This window comes from Flavobacterium bomense (assembly GCF_003970355.1).
In genome coordinates this window covers 40,386-61,165 of sequence record NZ_RYDJ01000009.1, presented here as the reverse complement: position 1 = coordinate 61,165, position 20,780 = coordinate 40,386, and the positions used below count along the sequence as shown (strand labels likewise).

General features: G+C 35.4%; 15 protein-coding genes and 1 tRNA gene. 12 read left to right on the top strand and 4 right to left on the bottom strand.

Going from position 1 to position 20,780, the window contains the following annotated elements; translation table 11 throughout:
* Window positions 1–147: 147 nt before the first annotated feature.
* Window positions 148–2,307 carry a S9 family peptidase gene (locus EKL98_RS09200; RefSeq protein WP_126562119.1) on the bottom strand — a complete coding sequence of 720 codons (2,160 nt, stop codon included), beginning with the start codon at window positions 2,305–2,307 and terminating at the stop codon, window positions 148–150.
* Window positions 2,308–3,211: 904 nt separating this feature from the next.
* A tRNA-Phe gene (locus EKL98_RS09195) sits at window positions 3,212–3,284 on the bottom strand.
* A 143-nt stretch (window positions 3,285–3,427) separates the two neighbouring features.
* Between EKL98_RS09195 and EKL98_RS09190 the strand changes: the two genes are divergently transcribed.
* The 9 genes from EKL98_RS09190 (at window position 3,428) to EKL98_RS09150 (ending at window position 12,719) form a co-directional block, all read left to right on the top strand.
* On the top strand, window positions 3,428–4,162 hold the full coding sequence (locus tag EKL98_RS09190) for a type III pantothenate kinase (protein WP_126562118.1): 735 nt from the start codon (window positions 3,428–3,430) through the stop codon (window positions 4,160–4,162).
* Entirely contained in the window at window positions 4,155–5,405 is a 1,251-nt protein-coding gene (locus EKL98_RS09185) for a hypothetical protein (RefSeq protein WP_126562117.1), read from the top strand. The genes EKL98_RS09190 and EKL98_RS09185 overlap by 8 nt, the downstream gene beginning before the upstream one ends.
* 45 nt (window positions 5,406–5,450) lie before the next feature.
* A complete protein-coding gene (lptC, locus tag EKL98_RS09180) occupies window positions 5,451–6,005 on the top strand; it encodes an LPS export ABC transporter periplasmic protein LptC (RefSeq protein ID WP_126457479.1) in 555 nt (184 codons plus the stop codon).
* An 11-nt stretch (window positions 6,006–6,016) separates the two neighbouring features.
* Window positions 6,017–6,211, top strand: a complete 195-nt coding sequence (locus EKL98_RS09175) for a hypothetical protein (protein WP_126457478.1) — start codon at window positions 6,017–6,019, stop codon at window positions 6,209–6,211.
* A gap of 3 nt (window positions 6,212–6,214) precedes the next feature.
* Window positions 6,215–7,474: a hemolysin family protein gene (locus EKL98_RS09170; RefSeq protein ID WP_126457477.1), complete on the top strand. Its 1,260-nt coding sequence runs from the start codon at window positions 6,215–6,217 to the stop codon at window positions 7,472–7,474.
* 108 nt (window positions 7,475–7,582) lie between these two features.
* Complete coding sequence (locus EKL98_RS09165; RefSeq protein WP_126562116.1) at window positions 7,583–9,679, top strand: peptidylprolyl isomerase; 2,097 nt, start codon at window positions 7,583–7,585, stop codon at window positions 9,677–9,679.
* Between the two features lie 312 nt (window positions 9,680–9,991).
* A complete protein-coding gene (locus EKL98_RS09160; RefSeq protein WP_233589414.1) occupies window positions 9,992–11,593 on the top strand; it encodes a hypothetical protein in 1,602 nt (533 codons plus the stop codon).
* A gap of 53 nt (window positions 11,594–11,646) precedes the next feature.
* Complete coding sequence (locus EKL98_RS09155) at window positions 11,647–12,156, top strand: hypothetical protein (RefSeq protein ID WP_126562114.1); 510 nt, start codon at window positions 11,647–11,649, stop codon at window positions 12,154–12,156.
* Between the two features lie 14 nt (window positions 12,157–12,170).
* Window positions 12,171–12,719, top strand: coding sequence for a hypothetical protein (locus EKL98_RS09150; RefSeq protein ID WP_126562113.1), 549 nt, complete (start codon window positions 12,171–12,173; stop codon window positions 12,717–12,719).
* Window positions 12,720–12,776: 57 nt separating this feature from the next.
* On the opposite strand, the gene EKL98_RS09145 is transcribed toward EKL98_RS09150, so the two are convergent.
* Together EKL98_RS09145 and EKL98_RS09140 are read right to left on the bottom strand one after the other, a co-directional pair.
* The gene (locus EKL98_RS09145; RefSeq protein ID WP_126562112.1) at window positions 12,777–13,691 is read right to left on the bottom strand and encodes a GYDIA family GHMP kinase; all 915 of its coding nucleotides are present in this window, start codon (window positions 13,689–13,691) and stop codon (window positions 12,777–12,779) included.
* Window positions 13,692–13,742: 51 nt separating this feature from the next.
* Window positions 13,743–15,059: a hydroxymethylglutaryl-CoA reductase, degradative gene (locus EKL98_RS09140; RefSeq protein WP_126554925.1), complete on the bottom strand. Its 1,317-nt coding sequence runs from the start codon at window positions 15,057–15,059 to the stop codon at window positions 13,743–13,745.
* A gap of 179 nt (window positions 15,060–15,238) precedes the next feature.
* Here EKL98_RS09140 and EKL98_RS09135 point away from each other — a divergent pair, with 179 nt between their 5' ends.
* From EKL98_RS09135 to EKL98_RS09125, 3 genes are read left to right on the top strand one after another with little or no spacing between them, the layout of a single operon-like run.
* Window positions 15,239–17,410: a S9 family peptidase gene (locus tag EKL98_RS09135; RefSeq protein ID WP_126562111.1), complete on the top strand. Its 2,172-nt coding sequence runs from the start codon at window positions 15,239–15,241 to the stop codon at window positions 17,408–17,410.
* Window positions 17,411–17,419: 9 nt separating this feature from the next.
* Complete coding sequence (locus EKL98_RS09130; RefSeq protein WP_126457472.1) at window positions 17,420–18,964, top strand: peptide MFS transporter; 1,545 nt, start codon at window positions 17,420–17,422, stop codon at window positions 18,962–18,964.
* Window positions 18,965–18,968: 4 nt separating this feature from the next.
* On the top strand, window positions 18,969–20,774 hold the full coding sequence (locus EKL98_RS09125; RefSeq protein ID WP_126554931.1) for a peptide MFS transporter: 1,806 nt from the start codon (window positions 18,969–18,971) through the stop codon (window positions 20,772–20,774).
* Window positions 20,775–20,780: the final 6 nt, after the last annotated feature.

Here is a 20,780-nt window from a genome sequence, read left to right as displayed (position 1 = left end):
TTGTATCCTAGCATGCCGTTTCCGACTACTGTTACTTTAATCATAATCCAATTAATTAAGTATTGTTACGTAAATACAAGTATTAATACTTATATAAACGTACTTAATTTAATTTTTTTATTCTACGTAATTTTAAAATTTAGTTTTTTATTTTTTAGCAATCCATCTTTCAAAGAATTCATAGGTTCGCAACATTTGATCCATTCGCTGTCTGTTGTCGCCATTGCGAGTGATTTCGTGTGTTGCTCCCGGATGGACTACATATTCAACAGGACGCCCCAGAACCTTGAGACTGCGATACATCATTTCTCCCTGAACGAATCCCGTACGACGGTCATTGCCCCCGTGAAAAATAATAAAAGGGGTCTTGATGTTTTCAACGTATGTCAAAGGGGATTCTCTCGCCAGAATTTCTTTTACTTTGGTTTCCCACGGATAGCCACCAAAATAATTAGGAACCAGTCTCCAGGCATTCCCTTCGCCAAAAAAGGTGTTCAGGTCGTATACGCCACGTTGTGCGCAGGCGGCTTTGAATCGATTGTCATGGCTGATAATCCAAGCCGTCAGGTAACCAGCATAAGAACCTCCGGTTATCAATAGTTTATCGGGATCAGCCCAGCCTTGATCGATAGTTTTATCTAAAGCGGTCAGCACATCGCTTGCAGGACCTTTGCCCCAGTCATTGATGTTACCCCGTAAAAAATCTAAACCATAACCGCCGGAACCCCTAGGATTGCTATATACGACACCATATCCTTTGCTACAAAAATATTGGTATTCGTGCCACATGCTTTCTTCACCTGGTCCCCACATAGCAGATGGCCCTCCATGAATTTCCAGCAACAAAGGGTATTTTTCTCCTGCTTGGTAGTTGGCAGGCTTCATTACCCAATACTCAATGGTCATCCCTAAATCGTTGACAAACGTTTTCTTTTCAGGGAAGGATAATTTTTTAGTTTGCACCCAATCATTAAAAGTACTGGCTTTTCTTTCTTTTTTGAAATCCGTAGTGGAAAAATACAGTTCGGATGGATTTGAAATCGCTGTTTTAGAATAAACAAGAGTTTTGTTAGCAATGTCAAAACTGGTAATGCCAATCTCACTGCTCGATAAAGAATCTACTTTTCTTGTAGCTATAGTGACTTTGTTCAGGACATTTCCACCATTGCTTTGTCCAGTGAAGTAGAGGTGTTTGTCATCAGTACTCCAAATGAGATTTGTTTTATTGCGATCAAATGGGATCGTTATAATGTCTTTTTCGGTTCCGTTTATTGGCATTATTGCTAAGGTAGGGACTGAGACGAAAGAAGTAGAACTAAAAAGAAAGGCAAGCCATTTTCCGGAATGCGATACGGAGGCATTGCTGTATCTTTTGTCCTTTTCGCCTAAGATCATTTTTAAATTAGTCCCATCACTATCCGCTAAATAAATTTCGCTTTCTAAAGAGCGATCCGGATTTTCTGCGGTGTCCATATCGCCCGAGAAAATGAGTTGTTTGCCGTCTGGAGTATAGTCAGCATTGGTAAAACTATAAAATCCTTTTGTGAGCAGTCGTGGCGCAGCATCTTTAGTCACATTGATATCAAAGAAATGGTTATAAGTCATTTCGGATGAGATAGCCGACTCACTTTGAAAGTTTAATTTGTTTAGGACGATTGCTTTTTTATCCACGGCATTTTTTTCAAGATAGGCTCTTATCTGGGATAAGCTCCCATTTGGGTTAGGTTTGTCGCTATTGGGTAACAAATGTTCATTATTGGTAAAACCAGGTTTTTCCATGGCCCAAGTTGGTATGTCATGTGATTTGTTTAGGGTAGAGTCTGCAATTAATTCTTGTAGAGAAAGACTTGATGAAAAAAGTATTTTTTTGCCATCTGGAGACCATTTTGGGTTGTTTGCGCCGTACTTATGGCTGGTCAATTGCATGGATTCTCCTCCATCTAGGGATAAAATAAAAACTTGAGATTTGTCTTCTACGGAGCGCGTAAAAGCAAGCTGCTTTCCGTCTGGACTCCATGCGGGTTTTGCAGCACCTTCTTTGCTAGTGGTCAACTGCAACGGAGTGGCTGTGTTTGCCGTGGATGCGCTATATATCTGGGTTCGATACTTATAATCCAGCGTACTAGTCTGGTCAGGCTCGATAGTGGTCAGGGTAAAGGCCACTTTTGTTCCGTCTTTAGTTAGTGTGACGTTGTTGATGGTTTTAATTTTTAGCAGATCTGTAAGGTGTACGGGTTCTGTTCCGTTTTGAGCAATAGTGGCTTGCAGCGTGGCAATAAAAAGCAGTAACAGGGAAATTTTTTTCATAGTGTAATGGTATCGCTAATTTTTATTTAATTCAAGAGAAAAGGCATACAGGCAACTAATTCTTGGTGTTACAATTGGTCATAATTTGCTTGTTCCGGCAAAAGAGGAAGTTTGGTTTTTAGTAAATATAGGAAAAAAGAACAGTGTAGTCCGATAAAAACATCAAAATAAGAGTATTCTTCTCCTTGTTGTCAGTACTCTTTGATAATTCTGAGAACCTTTTTTGTAAGGAAAGCAAGAAATAAATCTTTACAAGACGCCAAGACCAGTTGTAGTTGTATCATGGCCACTGGGCGATGCTCGGTATGATTTTTGAAATCCGTATTGGAATACCTGTTTTTTCTTTCAATACAAATGTGGGAGATAAAGCGACTGTGGGAGCTGTTGCTGCCGGAAAAAAAAATGCAAAGCTAAATTGTAAAAGGACCTCTTTTTACTCTGTCTTTATTTTTCAGGGGTATGTGTTATTCCTTTTATGAGCCTGGTTTTCCTACTTATTTAAAAAGTGTTTTTTGCAAACATAGAAGCGGAATGTTTTTATATGAAAATTATTAAAAATATAGGAAAGGGTTCGTGTGCGATTGTTTTTTTTGCAATTAGGCCTATTTGTTTTTAATTATAAAGAATATGAAGGCAATGCATTAAACGAGAGTGCGGGCTGTTTTTATGGAGTTTGTACACGGAATAAAATATTTTTTTGGGAACAAGAGGGAACTACTGATTCCAGAAACGAAGGCGCTTTTTGAGGTCTTTTGAAGGGAATTTTATTGCTGTACGAGTATTTTGTTTCTTGCAATACTGCTTTGAGCAAGGACGAAAGGAATGTGTTTTAGATCAAGTCTTGAACAAAGTTGTTTTTGATTTTGTATAAAAACAAAAAACCCACTCGTTTGAGTGGGTTTTGTGGTACCTCCAGGGATCGAACCAGGGACACATGGATTTTCAGTCCATTGCTCTACCATCTGAGCTAAGGTACCTCGCTATTATCTCACTTTGCTCTTATTTTAGTAGGAGTTCGATGAACTTGTTTGCGGGTGCAAATATAGTATGATTTTTAGTTTATCCAAAACAATTTTAAAAAAAAATCAATTCGTACCTTTGTCCCATCAAAAAAGAAATTATGATTTTAGTAGTTGATGTGGGAAATACCAGAATTAAAGCCGCTGTTTTTGAGGGTGCTATGCTTTTGGAGGTTTTTGTTTTTAGCCAAATTGAATTGGAAAAAAATATTAAAAATATTTTAAAAAACTTTAAAAAAACAACTGATTTGATGGTTTCTTCAGTTGGAGATCTCGGAAAACAGCCGTTTTTAGCTTTCGATAAAGAGATAAAAGTGCATTTTATCTCGAATAAGGATTCTTTTCCGTTCCAAAATAAATACGCAACGCCACAAACTTTGGGAATTGACCGTATGGTTCTTGCTGCAGGGGCTACGCTCCGGTATCCGGATCAAAACCGGCTGGTCATTGATGCCGGAACTTGCATTACCTATGATTTTATAGATCAGGAAAATAATTATTTAGGGGGAGCGATCTCGCCGGGACTGCGATTGCGCTATGAAGCATTGCATCACTACACCGCAAAATTACCTTTATTGTCTCTGGGGATTCCGGAAGATTTGATTGGGAAATCAACTTCAGAATCGATTCATTCCGGAGTGGTAAACGGTTTAGTTTATGAGATTGACGGGTTTATAAATCAATATAAAGCACGGTATTTAAATTTTATAATAATTTTAACGGGTGGAGACACAGATTTTTTGGCTAAACGATTAAAAAATACCATATTTGCCAATTCAAATTTTCTTCTGGAAAGTTTAAACCAAACATTTCAACATAAAACCAAAAATGATTAAAAAAATTATAATAAGCGCCTGTTTGCTTTTATCATTAGTATCTTTTGCTCAAGAAGGAACAGCGTCCCCGTATTCTTTTTATGGAATAGGAGATGTTAGGTTCAAAGGAACGTTGGAAAACCGTTCGATGGCAGGAATAGCTATTGAACAAGACAGTATACACATGAACTTGCAAAATCCAGCCAGTTATGCAAGTCTTAAACTAACTACTTTTACCCTGGGTGGTACGCATGCGACCACAAAAATGAAAACAGATACTGAAGCTGCAAATACAAGAAGAACGACTCTGGATTACCTGGCCGTGGGTTTGCCTATTGGTAAGTTTGGGTTGGGTTTTGGATTGATTCCGTATTCATCGGTAGGATATAAAATACAATCTATTGCTACTGATCCCTCGCAAAACAGCAAGCGTTTCAATGGTACTGGTGGTTTGAACAAGGCCTTTTTAGGAGTAGGGTATAAAGTGACGCCGAATTTTAGTGTAGGTGCCGATGTGCAGTATAATTTTGGAAAAATTGAATCTAATAACCTTGAATTCATTAGTGGAGTTCCTGTTGGAACCAGAGAATTGAATACGATTGATTTGTCTGGGGTGAATTTTAATGTAGGGATGATGTATCAGACTAAAATAAACAAAAAAATCTCTTTTTTTAGTAGTGCAAATTATACGTTGGAAAATACATTGGTGTCTAAAAACAACAGGAATATTTCGACAGTGGTTTTTAGTTCGAATTTTGATGTAGTGGTTGTAGATGCACTGGATGATGTAAAGAGCCAAGTGAATTTGAAAATGCCCAGTAAATTAGCATTAGCAGCAGGTTTTGGCCAGGCCAGAAAATGGCTCGTAGGAGTTGGTGTGACACTTCAGGATGCAGGCTCCTTGGCAAATAATTTTAATTCAATGCCAAATGTTACCTACGAAAAGCATTCGAAATACAGCATTGGAGGGTATTTTATTCCTAATTACAACTCGTTCACAAGCTACACAAAAAGGATTACATACCGGGGTGGTTTGAGATTTGAAAAAACCGGAATGGTGATCAATTCAGAATCCATCGATGATATGGGATTAACTCTAGGCATTGGATTGCCACTAACAGGTCAGTTCTCTAATGTGAATATTGGATTTGAATTAGGCAAAAAAGGAACTACAGCATCTAATTTAGTTCAAGAAAACTACGCCAATGTAAGTGTGAGTTTTTCTCTTAATGACGAATGGTTCATCAGAAGGAAATTCAACTAGAATAAAAAGAAGTACTTTTTCCAATTTTTTCGTCCAGGCAAGCTTATGACAGTAGTCAAAAAATATTATATCAAATTAGGGGTCACGGTTTTTGCCGGAGCGCTTTTTTTGGGGTGCGAAAGTAATTTTAAGGAAATACAAAAAATAAATTTCTCCGAGTTTGTTCCCAGTAGTGATGCTGATATGGTAAATCTCAAATATACAGATTCAGGAAGGATTACATCCATTTTGATCAGCTCTAAAATGTTAGATTATTCTAACGTTAGCTTTCCTTTTACGGAATTCCCAAAAGGGATTGATGTTACTTTATTTGACAAAAAAGGGAAGAAAACATTTATCAAATCAAATTATGCCATTTCTTACAAAGGAACAGCAGTAATTGATCTGCAGGGAAAAGTAAGGATCTCTAATGAAAATGGACAGCTGTTAGAAACAGAGCAACTTTATTTTGATCAAAGAAATGAGTGGTTTTTTACCGAAAGAAGGTTTAAATTAACAGACCCAAAAGGTGTTTCAAATGGACAAGGAATCGATTTTAGCAAGGATTTCAAAGTGATTAATTCTCAAAAAATAACCGGCGAACTCGAAACCGCTGAATAACACAACACCCTATGAACTACTTAAAATACACACAATACGTTTATCTTGTTTTTGGAGCCTATTTTATTTATGATGGCTTCATAAAGTTAAATGCCGAGGAAGAAAATCCGTGGTTGAGTTTCATGTTTGCCGGATTAGCCGTTTTTATGTTTTTCTTTAGAAGAAAATTTGCTAAAAAGTTTGAAGACCGAAACAAAAAATCCTAATTCATGGAGATTAGTGTTATTTTCCTGTGTCTAATACTAAGTGCTTTTTTTTCAGGAATGGAGATAGCGTTTGTCTCTTCAAATAAAATATATCTTGAAATTGAAAAAAAACAAGGCGGTTTTGTTTCCAGAATACTGACAAAGCTTACTGAAAAGCCCTCCAAGTTTATCGTAGCCATGCTCATTGGGAATAATGTCACCATGGTGGTCTACGGTTTTTTTATGGGCGAATTATTGATGCGCTGGTTTGTTACTCTGGGGCTTCAGTTTTCGGATTTCTTGGATTTATTAATTCAAACCATAATTTCTACTATCATTGTGCTGATTACCGCAGAGTTCTTGCCAAAAGTTTTTTTTCAAATTTATGCCAATTTTCTATTTAAGTTTTTTGCAATTCCCGCCTATTTCTTTTTTAGTATTTTCTATTTTATAGCTGCATTTTTTATTTGGGTTTCTGATTTTGTTTTGATAAAATTCTTCAAAACCGAAGGCGATAATGTACAGCTTTATTTTAGTAAAATTGAGCTGGGGAATTACATTACGGAACAAATGAGCAGTGTTGAAGATGATGATGCCATGGATTCTGAAATTCTGATGTTTCAAAATGCATTAGAATTTTCAGGAGTCAAAGCCAGAGATGTGATGAATCCCCGTACTGAAATTATAGCCATTGACTTGTCGGATACCATCATAGATCTCCGAGAATTGTTTATAGAAACAGGCTATTCTAAAATAGTGGTGTTTCAAAATTCACTCGATGACATTGTAGGCTACGTGCATTCCTTTGATATGTTCAAAAAACCAGACAGTATCAAGGATATTGTGATTCCGGTAGAATTTGTTCCGGAAACAATCTTTATCAAAGATGCGATGAGTTTGCTGATCAAAAAACGTAAAAGTGTAGCTATTGTATTAGATGAATACGGCGGCACCTCCGGAATTATTACCGTAGAGGATATTGTGGAAGAGCTTTTTGGTGAAATTGAAGATGAACACGATTCAGATGAAGAATTGATTGAAAAAGAACTCGGTGATGGCGAATACGTTTTCTCAGCCCGGTTAGACGTCGAGTACCTTAATGATACCTATAAACTGGCTATTCCGGAAAGTGATTCGTATGGAACACTTGGGGGGTTTATTGTGAATTTTACTACCGAAATTCCTCAAAATGGAGCTGTTATCACCATTGGAGCGTATCGTTTTGTAATTGAAGAAGCAATAAATAAGAAAATAGAATTAGTAAATATGACCGTGCTAGAGTAGTTTTTTTTGTAAAATTGAAATTTCTTATAAAATAAAACGCTACTACTATAATTATTAATTAGATAATTGTATTTTCGCAACCTGAATATAAAAATTAACAACAATAAAATGGCATTATTACAAAAAATTAGACAACGTTCGCTTCTTCTGATCTTAGTTATTGGGTTTTGTTTATTAGCATTTATCATAGGTGATATATTTAGCAGTGGAGGTTTCAGCAGCACATCAAAAGATGTGGGAAGCATTGACGGGAAAGATATTTCATTTGAAGATTTTAGAGTTAAAGTGAGTAATGTTGAAAAAAGTGGTCAAGGAATTACTTCAACTGAAGCGGCTAACAGAGTATGGGAACAAGAAGTTTCGGTTGCTTTGCTAACGGCTGAATTTGAAAAATTAGGATTACGAGTAGGTGAAAAACACCTATTAGAAGTGCTGAAAGGCGATCAAAATATTGGTGGGAATCCATTGTTTTTGAATGCAGCCGGTGTTTTTGATATTGCAAAATTTAAAGAATATTTCAAAGCAAATCCTGCCCAAGCTCAGTTTTTGAAAGACAGAGAAAAAGATGCAGATCTTAATGCTAAATATCAAATCTATACTACATTGATTAAAGCGGCCGTTTTTACAACGGAGAGCGAAGGCAAGTTGCAGTATGAGATGGAAGCAAATAAAGTAAACTTTGCCTATGTTGCAGGATTATATTCAACAATCAAAGACAGTCAAGTAAAAGTGACTGATGCTGAAATTGTTGATTATATGAAGAAAAATGAAAAAAAATTCAAAGCAGAAGAATCTCGTGAAGTAGAATATGTCTTGATTGAAGACAAAGCCTCACCAGCTGATGAAGCCGAAGTAAAATCAAAAATAAATGCATTGTTAGCCGGAACAGTAGTATACAATCAAGCTACCGGAAAAAATGATACCTTACCAGGATTCAGAGCAGCAACTAATACAATTGAGTTTGTGAATTCAAATTCAGATGTTCCTTATGATTCGTCTTATGTGGCCAAAAAAGATTTGCCTGCAATTGATGCGGATAAATTATTTAATCTTGCTCCTGGAGCCGTTTATGGGCCTTACATATACGGGAAATATTTCTGTATTTCAAAATCAATGGGAATGAAATCAGGTGTGAATGCAAAAGCAAGTCATATTTTGATCAGTTATGAAGGGACTCAAGTTCCAAATCAAAAGGAAAAAAGAACAAAAGAAGAAGCAAAAGCAAAAGCAGAAAGTATTTTAGCACAAGTTTCTGCCAGTCCGGATAGTTTCTTGATGTTAGCTTTCACAGCTTCTGATGATTCATCTTCGCAACAAGGGGGAGATTTGGGTTATTTTGGTCCAAACCAAATGGTAAAACCATTTAATGATTTTGTCTTCAATAGCAGTATTGGGAAAATAGGGTTAGTAGAAACGCCTTTTGGATTTCATATTATCAAAGTTACGGACAAGCAAGACGGAATTCGTTTGGCTACCGTAGCTCAGAAAATAGAAGCATCTGAGGCCACTTCAGATAAAATGTTTACGCAGGCAACTAAATTAGAAATGGATGCTGTGGACAAAGATTTTAACAAAATTGCAAAAGATATGGGGCTTGCAGTAGCTCCGGCTGTTTCTGTAAAAGGGATGGACGAAAACTTTGGAACTTTAGGAAATCAAAGATCAATCGTTCGTTGGGCTTTTGAAAAAGGAGTAAAAGTTGGTGCTGTAAAAAGATTTGAAGTGGCTAATGTAGGTCACGTAATTGCAAAATTAAAGAGCATTGACAATTCTGGTTTAGTAGCTGTTTCTGTGGCGCGACCTTATGTGGAACAAATACTAAAAAACAAGAAAAAAGCAGCATTGATAAAGGCAAAAATGACAGGTTCTTCGTTGGAAGCAATCGCGAAAGCAGTAGGAGCTACCGTACAACAAGCTACTGACTTGACAATGCTAAACACGATGTTGCCAGGTGTTGGTCAAGAGCCAAGTGTAGTAGGAAATGCATTTGCTTTAGCAGCAAATAAAATGTCAGCTCCAATTGAAGGAAACACAGGTGTTTATGTAGTGAAAAACAATAGCACTGTAAAAGCGCCAGCATTGAAAAGCCATGCTTCTTATGTTTCTAAATTAAAAGAACAAAGCGCTTCAGATGCTAATAGAGTAGTTCCTGCCTTGAAAGGAAATGCTAAAATTGAAGACAACAGACAGGAATTCAATTACTAGTCAAAGCGTAAGTAATCAAATAAAAAATCCCGATACATGCTGAATGTATCGGGATTTTTTATTTGTATGCGAAGGGACTTTTTTTCATAATTTTAGGCCTTCACAAAAAGTTGAATTTTTACTTTTCAAATGTTAATAAGTTTTAATTGAGTAAAGAAAAAAAGTAAGATTTTGTTGTAGTTTTAAATAAACTTTTAAGAAGATTCTTAAAAAAATAAATAAATTAAAAAAACCAAAAATTATGACAAACAAACAAACAAACAAACAAACAAACAAAGTGTCGTTGCTATACTGATACTTATGTTAGTTTGTTTGTCCTTTAGTTCTTGCGAAACTGAAAAATTCGATTCAAATCTAGTAAGCTCTACTTTTAAAGATGATGTAGTTATTAAAAATGGTAGATTATTTTTTCAGAGCAAAGATGCTTTTGTTAGGGTTTATCAACAATATGCTGATGAATCGGATGAAAAAATAAGTGTTTTTTTACAGCCTTTCTATGAAGAGGGGTTTTATTCATTAAGGCCTATTGTTACTGAAAAAAATGAAGATTTTTTGTACATGCAGTATAGAAAAAAAATAAATGATCAAATTCGTTACAAAAGTACTATTTCTAGTAGTAAAATATCATCTTCTGCTAATATGGAAGTTGGTTTTGATTATTTGGATGAAATAGAAGATATTATTGGAGACGATACTTTCGCTTCATTACTTAATTCTGATGGTGAAATTCAAGTAGGTTTTGAAATTTATAAATATACGGACGTTGGTTTGTTTATTGCGGATGAGGAAAAATATACCGTCTTAGAAGATTATTTGAATTTAAATGATATTTCTAGCGATTTAATGGTTGAAACTCCACAGACTGCTAAAGAGAGAATCCCTAATGGAGGTGTTACGTATATTGATTCTGATTTAGTTTATTTCAAAATGCAACCAATTGAAAGTAATGAGGGTAGTGTTTTTGGTGGAGTTAGTAGTTATACTCCGACTTCAAGTTCAATTGTTTCTACAGATCCTAGTTACAGCGGTTTTTTATCAAATTTAAGTGATTGCGATCCACATAGTGGAATTTTTGGAAGTCTTTTTGGAGATAATAATGTTTGCATAGATGCATATGAAACTAGACGAAGAGTTAAAACGAAAGCATTTAATTATAATTATTTGCTTGTTTATCATTTGGGAGTAAAATGTGTTAATCAATATAGAGGTTGGACTGGATTTTGGAGAGTTGAAGCGACAGATGAAATCCGATTAGTAGTTGAAGCTGCACAATTTGAATATGATGTAGATAAATTACTTAACAGTGCAATGACATATAATCAACTTCAAGAAAAAGCATATTATTTAAATGACAAAAAAATATTATATCAACCCAACTCTTTAACTATTGGAGGATATACCTATACCGATTTAAATCATTCTTCTTTAAACCAAATTTTTCAAAACGATGGTTTAGGATTGACTTTTGAGTTTTTTGGGACTGGCTGGCCTTTATTAGACGATGCAGTTCAAGGAGGAATTGACAGTAGTTTAAAAGCAAGTAAACTAAACGAATATTTTTATAATGGTTTGTATTCAAGCATAACTGCTCAACTACGTAGTGCATTGGGAAATAATAGCTATACTCCTCCGGCAAATCGCACATTTGTTGCTAAATTTCCTCATACAGGAAAAGTGATAATTCAAAAGTCAGTTCTTAATCAAGGTTTAAATATAGGTGTTAGGGAAAAATCATTTGATTTTGGCGCAGAAATTAAATTAAGTGCTGGGGATTCTGGCGGAACTTGGGAAATTTCTAACATAGGTGCTGGCGACCAATTAATTAGACCAAAAAATTTCAAAGTAAAAATGATTGGGGCAGTAAGGCATGGTAGTGAATGGCATGGTAGTAAATTTCATGATGGTATAGATTAATCAATATGAAAAATATTTGTGTACTATTTTTTTTAATTCAATATAATTTTCTCTTGTCACAAGACAAAATGGAATCCACTGTTAGCTATTTAAATATGACATCCCTTTCTATTACAAAAAATACAGAAAGTTATTTTTCAAAATTCGGAAAAGATGATGAAAAGAAATCAGACGGTTCTAGTTTTGATTTGAACACGATTCATGGATTAGTTTTTTGGGATTTTATAGCACTTTCTACAGGAATTAGTATTGATTATAACATAAAAGAAACGTTTTTGTCAACTCCAATCCTTTTAGATATAAGAGTTTTTTCTAATCAAGACAGAGATAATTGCTTATTTGCTTATTTGCAAACCGGTAAAAATATAAAATGGTCAGATTCATTTGATGGGAATGGAACTTCATCTAAATTAGGTGTCGGATTAATTTTTGCCGATAATGAGAAGATTTCATACTATGTTGACTTGTTTAAAAAGTCTAAAGACATAGAATTAATAAAGCACCAAAACGAAGGGAATTATAAGATTACAGCCTTTGGCTTATCGTTTGGAATAATTTTTTAACTAAAAACAAAAAAATGAGAAAAATAATTTATTTATTTATGTTGCTACTCTTTTGTGACGTAGCTAGTGCGCAAAACGAGGGTTTAGAAAAATCTATTTATAATGTTCAAGCTGGTTTTTTTGGCCTTTGGATAAATCATGAATCAAGATTGTCGAACCAATTAGTGCTTAGGTCAGAAATAGGTTTTGATGGTGGTGTACGTGGTGGAGATTTTGTCGGAAAAACAATTTATGCATTAACACCCAAATTAGGTTTAGAGCCAAGATGGTATTACAATATTGTAAAAAGAGAGGCTACAGGAAAAATTATCAAAAATAACAGTGCCAATTTTTTGACACTTGGGATTAATTATTATCCCGATTGGTTTGTTATTTCTAATAGAGATAATGTAAATGTATCTAATCAAATGACGTTAATTCCAAAATGGGGAATCCGAAGATCGATTTCTGAAAGTAATTTTAATTATGAATTAGGAATTGGTTTAGGTAAAAGATACTATTTTGAAGCACAGGAGTGGGAAACCGCTGCTGATTTACATTTAAGGATTGGCTATACTTTTTAGTCTATCAGGATAAATTAAAAATCCCTTTTGGTATAAAACTAAACGGGATTTTTTTGTTTATAGAATTATGTCTTTATAAGAAATTATAGTTTCATAACCTTTTGAAACAAAATAGTCAGTTGGATTTTCAGTTGTAATCGCCATTACAAAATCTCCTCCCCAAGCTCCCAGGCTTTTTATCACGCCATTAAAATCAGCAAACAAAGACTCTTTTATCGTTTGTGTTTCCAGAACAATACTCATTTGTACTTCGTGTTTTTGTAGTGCTGCAGCAAAAGATTGAATTGTAGTCGCATTCAAAACTTCAGAGGTTATCACGTCATTTAAAGCAATCGTTCTCGGGAGATTATTCTTTTTATTCATATCGTAGGCTGTTATTGCGCTTTTGCTGCTTTGCTTTTTATTCAGATAGACAAAGTAAAGATTGTTAGTAAAATCCGGATTAAAAGATACTTTTTCAACAATAGGAGTACCTTTTTCCAAATGATAGACAATAGGGGTGTCGTTTTGTGCACAGGCAATATCATAACCACTACCTCCAAAACTGTTTTTAAGTAATGTAAAAGCATCGATGTCTAACCACTGAGCAATGTTGTTTATCAAAGTCGATGACGTGCCCAAACCCCAGCTTTTGGGAAAGCTAAGTTCAGTCGTGATTGTGTATCCCTCTGAATTTAAAATGAAACCCGGATTTAATTTGAATGCCTCGTGCAAAATAATCTTAAGTGTAGCCTTGACCGATTCATTTTTAGTTTGAACTTCCTTTGAAATATCAGAAAATAAAAGGGTGTCTTCAAACCAAATACTTCCATCTGCATCATAACTTTTCCAGATGATTTCCTTATTATTTCCCTTTTCTATAATGAGGTTTTGCCCCATTTTTGTTGGTAATGCAAACGCTTTGGCACCATCAAGAACCAGATATTCACCTGTGATTAAAAGTTTTCCGTTACTGTAAAATGTTTTCTTCATTGTCTTTGCGAGGAACGAAGCAACCTTATTCTTTGTTGCTTCAAGATAAAATTATTTTCTTAAACTTTCAATATAGGTGACCACAGCGCTATGCGAAACGGGATTTTTTTTAAAATATTTCAGGATTAAAATGCGCTCTTCATCAGTGGCTTTAAGCTGATTGATGATGTTGTTCAAATGCATTTTCATGTGTCCTTCCTGAATTCCTGTGGTAGTCAAAGAACGCAATGCGGCAAAGTTTTGGGCTAAACCGGCTACGGCTACAAACTGCATTAATTCCTTGGCAGATGGTTTCTCTAACATTTCCAATGATAATTTTACCAATGGATGTAAGGAAGTCAAACCACCAACCGTTCCTACTGCTAAAGGGATTTCTAGCCAAAAAGTAAAAATACCATTTTCTATTTTGGCATGGGAAAGACTGGAGTATTTTCCGTTTCGCGATGCATAGGCATGAATTCCGGCTTCGACAGCGCGGAAATCATTCCCAGTTGCCAAAACTACCGCATCTACTCCGTTCATGATTCCTTTGTTATGCGTAACGGCTCTGTACGGCTCGACTTCGGCGATTTGTACGGCTTGCACAAATTTCTCTGCAAATTCTTGAGGATTTAAAATGTGTTTTTCTTCCAAGTCAGCAATCGGACAAGAAACTTCGGCTCTTACGATACAATTAGGAACGTAATTCGAAAGGATACTCATTACTACTTCAATCTCTTTTTCTGATTCGGTGAATAGACTATAGTTTTGGACCTCTTCTTTTAAGGTTTTAGCAAACTGTTCCAGACACGAATTGATAAAATTAGCGCCCATGCTGTCTTTGGTTTCAAAAGTGGCATGCAGCTGAAAATAATGGGGCAATAAATCGGTTTTGTCTTTTAAAATAATATCTAAAATTCCGCCACCACGTTTTTGCATATTTGTGGTAATCGACTCGGTTTCTGAAAAGAATTTATTTTTGTGTTGGACAAAAAACAAATTCAATTTTGAAACATCACCTTTATAAATAAAATGAACCTGACCAATTTTTTCAGTATTGATTACGGTTGCTTTAAATCCGCCACGCGTAGACCAAAATTTAGCAGCTTTTGCGGCAGCGGCAACCACAGAACTTTCTTCAATAGCCATGGGAATCGTGCTGTATTTTCCATTAATCAGGAAATTAGGAGCAACTCCAAGCGGTATGTAGAAATTGGTTATCGTGTTTTCGATGAATTCATCGTGTAATTTCTGTATTTTTTCATCAGAATTCCAGTAGTTTTTCAGCAAGGCGATGGCTTCTGTGGGTGTTGAAAAATATTGATCGGCAATCCATTTAATTTTTTCTTCTTTGGATAGTTTAGAAAATCCGCTAATGGCCTTATTCATTTTCAATTGATTATAGTATAATTAAATGCAAATATACGGTTTTAGCCGTTTTAGTAGCAATCCTATTATCCTCAATAAAAGGGGGTTTAAAATATTGTTTTTAAGATTTAACACATATAATGTGAAATTATTGTAAATTTTTCACTAAAATTGACGGTTTTTATATTTAAATAAATATCATGTATTCAAGAAAAATTATTGCATTATTTTTATTCGTTTGTTTTGCAGTTGCAGGGCAGCAAAAAATCACCATTGATGCCATTTATAACGGCACTTTTCGGGCGCAAGGCATGGATGAATTGCAGTCGTTGAAAAACACAAATCAATATACGGTTTTGAATACCGACAGACAGTCCAGAAGCATGCAGATTGATTTGTATGATTTTGCAACTTTAAAAAAAGTGTCCACATTAATAGATACAAAATCGTACGCCGAATTATCAGGAGGGATTGACAGTTATACGTTTGACGCTTCAGAAAAAATGATTCTATTGGCTTGCAATACCAATCAAATCTTCCGCCACTCCTTTACAGCGGATTACTATTTATATGACATTGCCAATAAGAAATTAAGAAAACTATTCGATTCTCCCGTTCAGGAGCCTACTTTTTCACCTGATGGGAAAAAGATTGCATACGCCAAAGAAAATAATCTGTATGTACATGATTTAGCTGCTGATAAATCAACTCCAATAACTACAGACGGACAAAAAAACAGTATTATTAATGGTATTACGGATTGGGTTTACGAAGAAGAATTTGCTTTTGTAAAGGCTTTTGACTGGAGTGCTGACAGCAAAAAAGTAGCCTACATACGTTTTGACGAAAGTCAGGTTCCGGAATTTTCAATGTCAATGTTTGGAAAAGACTTGTACCCAACGATGCAAACGTTCAAATATCCAAAAGCCGGGGAGAAGAATGCTCTAGTTTCTTTACATATTTATGATGTAAATTTGAATGCAGTAAAAAACATAAATCTTGGGAATTATAACGATTTTTATATTGCCAGAATGAAATGGACAAATGATGAGAATACACTATCAGCACAGGTATTGAATCGCCACCAAAACAATTTGGATTTGTTGTTTATCGATGGAAATTCAGGAGCTGTAAAAGTAGTTTTGAACGAAAAAGACAAAGCCTACGTTGATGTGACAGATAACTTGACTTTCTTGAAAGACAACAGTTTTATTTGGACCAGCGAAAAAGACGGTTTCAATCATATTTATTTATATGATAAAAATGGAAAATTGAAAAACCAACTGACCAAAGGAAAATGGGAAGTGACGAATTATTACGGTTTAGACGAAAAAACAAATACAGTTTTCTATCAGTCGGTAGAAAACGGATCTATTAACAGAGATGTTTATAGAATAGGTCTTGACGGAAAAAACAAAGTCCGTTTGTCACAAAATACAGGAACTAATGCGGCAACATTCAGTCCGAATTTCCAATACTACATCAATACGTTTTCTAGTGCGTCTCTACCTCCGACGTATACATTGAACGAGGCCAAGGCTGGAAAACAAGTTCAAGTTATTGAAAACAATGAAAATTTGGCAACAAAGCTAAAAAACTATGATTTACCGGCTAAAGAGTTTTTTGTTTTAAAGACAGCAAAAGGGAATGAGCTCAATGCTTGGATGATTAAACCAAAAGATTTTGACCCAACTAAAAAATATCCTGTTTTTATGATTCAGTATTCTGGTCCAGGTTCTCAGCAGGTTGTGAACGGATGGGGAAGTTCTAATGAATATTGGTTTATGATGTTGTCGCAACAAGGATACATTGTAGCTTGTGTTGACGGGCGCGGAACTGGCTTTAAAGGAGCTGATTTCAAAAAAGTAACCCAACTGCAATTAGGGAAATACGAAGTAGAAGATCAAATTGATGCTGCGAAAGTAATAGGAAATTACGCATTTGTTGATAAGGCTAGAATTGGTATATTTGGCTGGTCGTATGGTGGTTTTATGGCGTCTAATTGCATCATGAAAGGAAATGATACGTTCAAAATGGCAATTGCTGTAGCTCCTGTGACGAACTGGCGTTTTTATGACAGTGTGTACACGGAACGCTACATGCAGACCCCACAAGAAAATGCTAGCGGATACGATGATAATTCCCCAATAAATCATGTAGATAAATTGAAAGGGAAATTCCTTTTGATACACGGTTCAGGAGATGATAATGTTCACGTTCAAAACTCCATGCAGATGATGGAAGCGTTGATTCAGGCTAATAAACAATTTGATTCCCAAATTTACCCGGACAATAATCACGGAATTTATGGTGGGAAAACCAGAATTCAATTGTACACAAAAATGACTAATTTCATCAAAGAAAATTTATAACAGCGCTTTATGACGAACGACGCATTGATTAAAAAAGATTTTTTTGGACATCCAAAAGCGCTTTTTATATTGTTTTTTACCGAAATGTGGGAGCGCTTCTCCTTTTATGGAATGAAAGCCTTGTTGATTTTTTATCTGACAAAGTACCATTTGTTTTCGGATACTTCGGGGAATTTATTAATTGGTAGTTACGCTGCTTTAGTGTATGCCGTTCCAGTGTTAGGAGGTTTTATTGCTGATAAATATCTGGGATTTAGAAAAGCCATTGTTTTTGGTGGGATTATGTTGGTGTTGGGTCATATAGGAATGGCTTATGAAGGAAATGCTGCCACACAATCCATTACCGGCGCAATTACACGGGACGAAACCGCCTTGCAAATATTTTACTTTTCATTATCGTTAATCATTGTCGGGGTTGGTTTTCTTAAAGCCAATATCTCTTCATTAGTGGGAGAATTATATGAAAAAGGCGATAAACGAAGAGATTCTGGATTCACGTTGTTTTATATGGGAATCAACTTAGGATCTTTTATGGCTACGCTAATATGTGTTTGGTTGGGCGAAACGTACGGTTGGAGTTATGGTTTTGGTGCAGCTGGTGTCGGAATGTTTTTTGGACTATTGACTTTTATTTCCGGCAGAAAATTATTGATGGGAAAAGGAGAATCAAACAACCCTTCTTTCCTAGAAAACAAATTGTTTGGATTTAAAAATGAGTGGTTGATTTATATTGGAAGTGTTTTGTCAACGGTATTGTTTTGGCAAATGGTCCAAAATCACGATGCAGTTTCATGGGCTTTAAAAATTGCGGGTGGAATTTCTTTTATTTATATTGTTTATTACGCAGCTACACAACTCGATGGTAAAGCACGTGATCAGTTGATTGCGTTAACTATTCTGATCGTATTTACTATTGTCTTCTGGGCATTGTTTGAACAAGCGTATACTTCCATGAATTTATTTGCTGACCGGATTTTAGACCGAACTATATTTGGTTATGAAGTTTCTGCCGGGCAGTTCTTAAGTTTTAATGCCTTGTTTATAATATTGCTAGCGCCTGTCTTTGCTTGGATTTGGCCGAAATTAGGGAAATACAATCCGAATACAGCTGTAAAATTTGCATTAGCATTAGCATTAGTAGGACTAGGCTTTGGAGCATTAGTGATGGGAATAAACCTTTCTGGTGCTGGAAAAGTAGCAGCGATTTGGCTAATATTGGCTTATTTTTTACATACTTGTGGAGAATTGAGTTTGTCACCAGTAGGACTTTCTGCAGTAACTAAATTATCTCCGGCAAAAATCGTTGGGTTCATGATGGGCGTTTGGTTTTTGGCAACAGCCAGTTCTGAATTTATTGCGTCTATTTTAGCAAATATTGCTTCGGTAGACACCTCAAATGGTACAGCCCCTGATTTAAATTTAGCAAAGCAGAGTTATTTAGTGCTTTTTGAATATTTATTTTATACGGGTCTTGGTTTTGGGGTTGTTTTACTGCTGCTTTCACCAGTAATCAAAAAATTAATGCACGGAGTTGATAAGGAATTAAACAATTAATAGGATGAGTGAAAATACAACAGATCAATTTTTTAAGAATACCGTTTTAGGACATCCTGCGGGATTGTTCGTTTTGTTTTTCACAGAAATGTGGGAACGATTTTCATTCTACGGAATGCGTTCTTTGTTGATATTATTTTTAACCGCTTCCTTTACAGATGGTGGTTGGGAATGGACTCGCGAAAATGCTTCTGCCTTATTTGGATCCTATGTAGGATTGGTTTATTTGTCCACAATGTTAGGGGGGTATTTTGCGGATAAAGTAATTGGTTTTAGATGGGCTGTTGTTGTTGGGGCAAGCTTAATGACTTTAGGGCATGCTTCTATGGCTGTTGAAACAGAATTTTCTATTTATTTAGGATTAGTATTGTTGGTTTTTGGGAATGGTTTTTTCAAACCCAACATGACCTCTATCGTATCTGAAATGTACAAAGACCGTCCTGAAAAGAAAGATGGCGCGTACACTTTGTTTTATATGGGAGTTAATGCCGGAGCGTTCTTTGGGATTTTACTTTGCGGTTATTTAGGAGAAAAAGTGGGTTGGACTTACGGTTTTGGTTTAGCCGGAATTTTTATGTTCTTTGGAATGTTGCAGTTTTGGCTGTCTCAGGATATCTTTGGAGATATTGGTTTAAAACCAAATAAAGAAAGCAAAGCGAAAGCAGAAGCATTAGATACTGACAAAAGAAATCCTTTTTCGCCAATACAATTGGCAGCAATAGCCTTCTCTTCTATATTAGCATTATTATGGCTTATAAATGATCCTGCTTCAAAAATATCCGGGGGCAAAATAAATATTTTTTCTTTCTTAGGTCCTAATGGAAATGCGATTGCAATTGTTTCAGCTCTACTTGTATTTATTTTATTGTTAATCTATAGATTTACTCAATATTCTAAAATTACTAAAGAAAAATTAATAGCAGTTACCTTTTTTGCCTTTCTTACCATTTTCTTTTGGGCAATTTTTGAGCAGTCACCAAATAGTTTGACCATTTTTGCCAGTGATTATACGGATCGTGTTTTAACAGGCAATTGGAGTGTGGTGTTTTTAGTGATTAATTCGTTAATTACTATTTTACCGTTGGTTATTATTACCGGGGTTTTAATTTTATTATTTAAGCAAACATTTAAACTTTATGCTGTTGCAAATATGATCCTTAGTGTCAGTTTTATAATTATTTGGGGAATAGCACTATGGATGTTGACTAAAGATTATTACACTGCGGGTTATCTTACTTTATCAGATTCAACATTGCAAGCATTGAAAATTGATAAAGTAACTACTGCATTGACAGAAGTTCCTGCCACTTGGTTTTCTACTTTAAACTCGTTATTCATTATCTCTTTGGCTCCATTGTTTTCAAAATGGTGGGAAAGTAAATACAATCCTTCTGCAAATTTAAAATACGGAATCGGAATGGCATTGCTAGCGCTTGGTATGGCTTGTGTCGCTTTTGGGGCAAGCGGAATCGAAGCGGGTGCAAAAACAGCTTCAGTAAGTATGATCTGGTTGATTTTAGTTTATCTTTTCCATACAATGGCTGAGCTGTGTATCTCACCGGTAGGATTGTCGTATGTAAGTAAATTAGTTCCTGCCCGTATGATTGCCTTTATGTTTGGAGTTTGGTACTTAGCAGTAGCAATTGGTATGAAAGGTGCAGGTATGTTTGGTGAAAATATAGATAAAATCGCCAATGAACACGGATTGAGTTACTTCTTTTGGATGTTGACTATTATCTCTATTGTAGTTGCTTTGTTCTCTGTTTTGATGACTCCAATAATTAAGAAATTAATGCATGGTGTTCGATAAATTTTA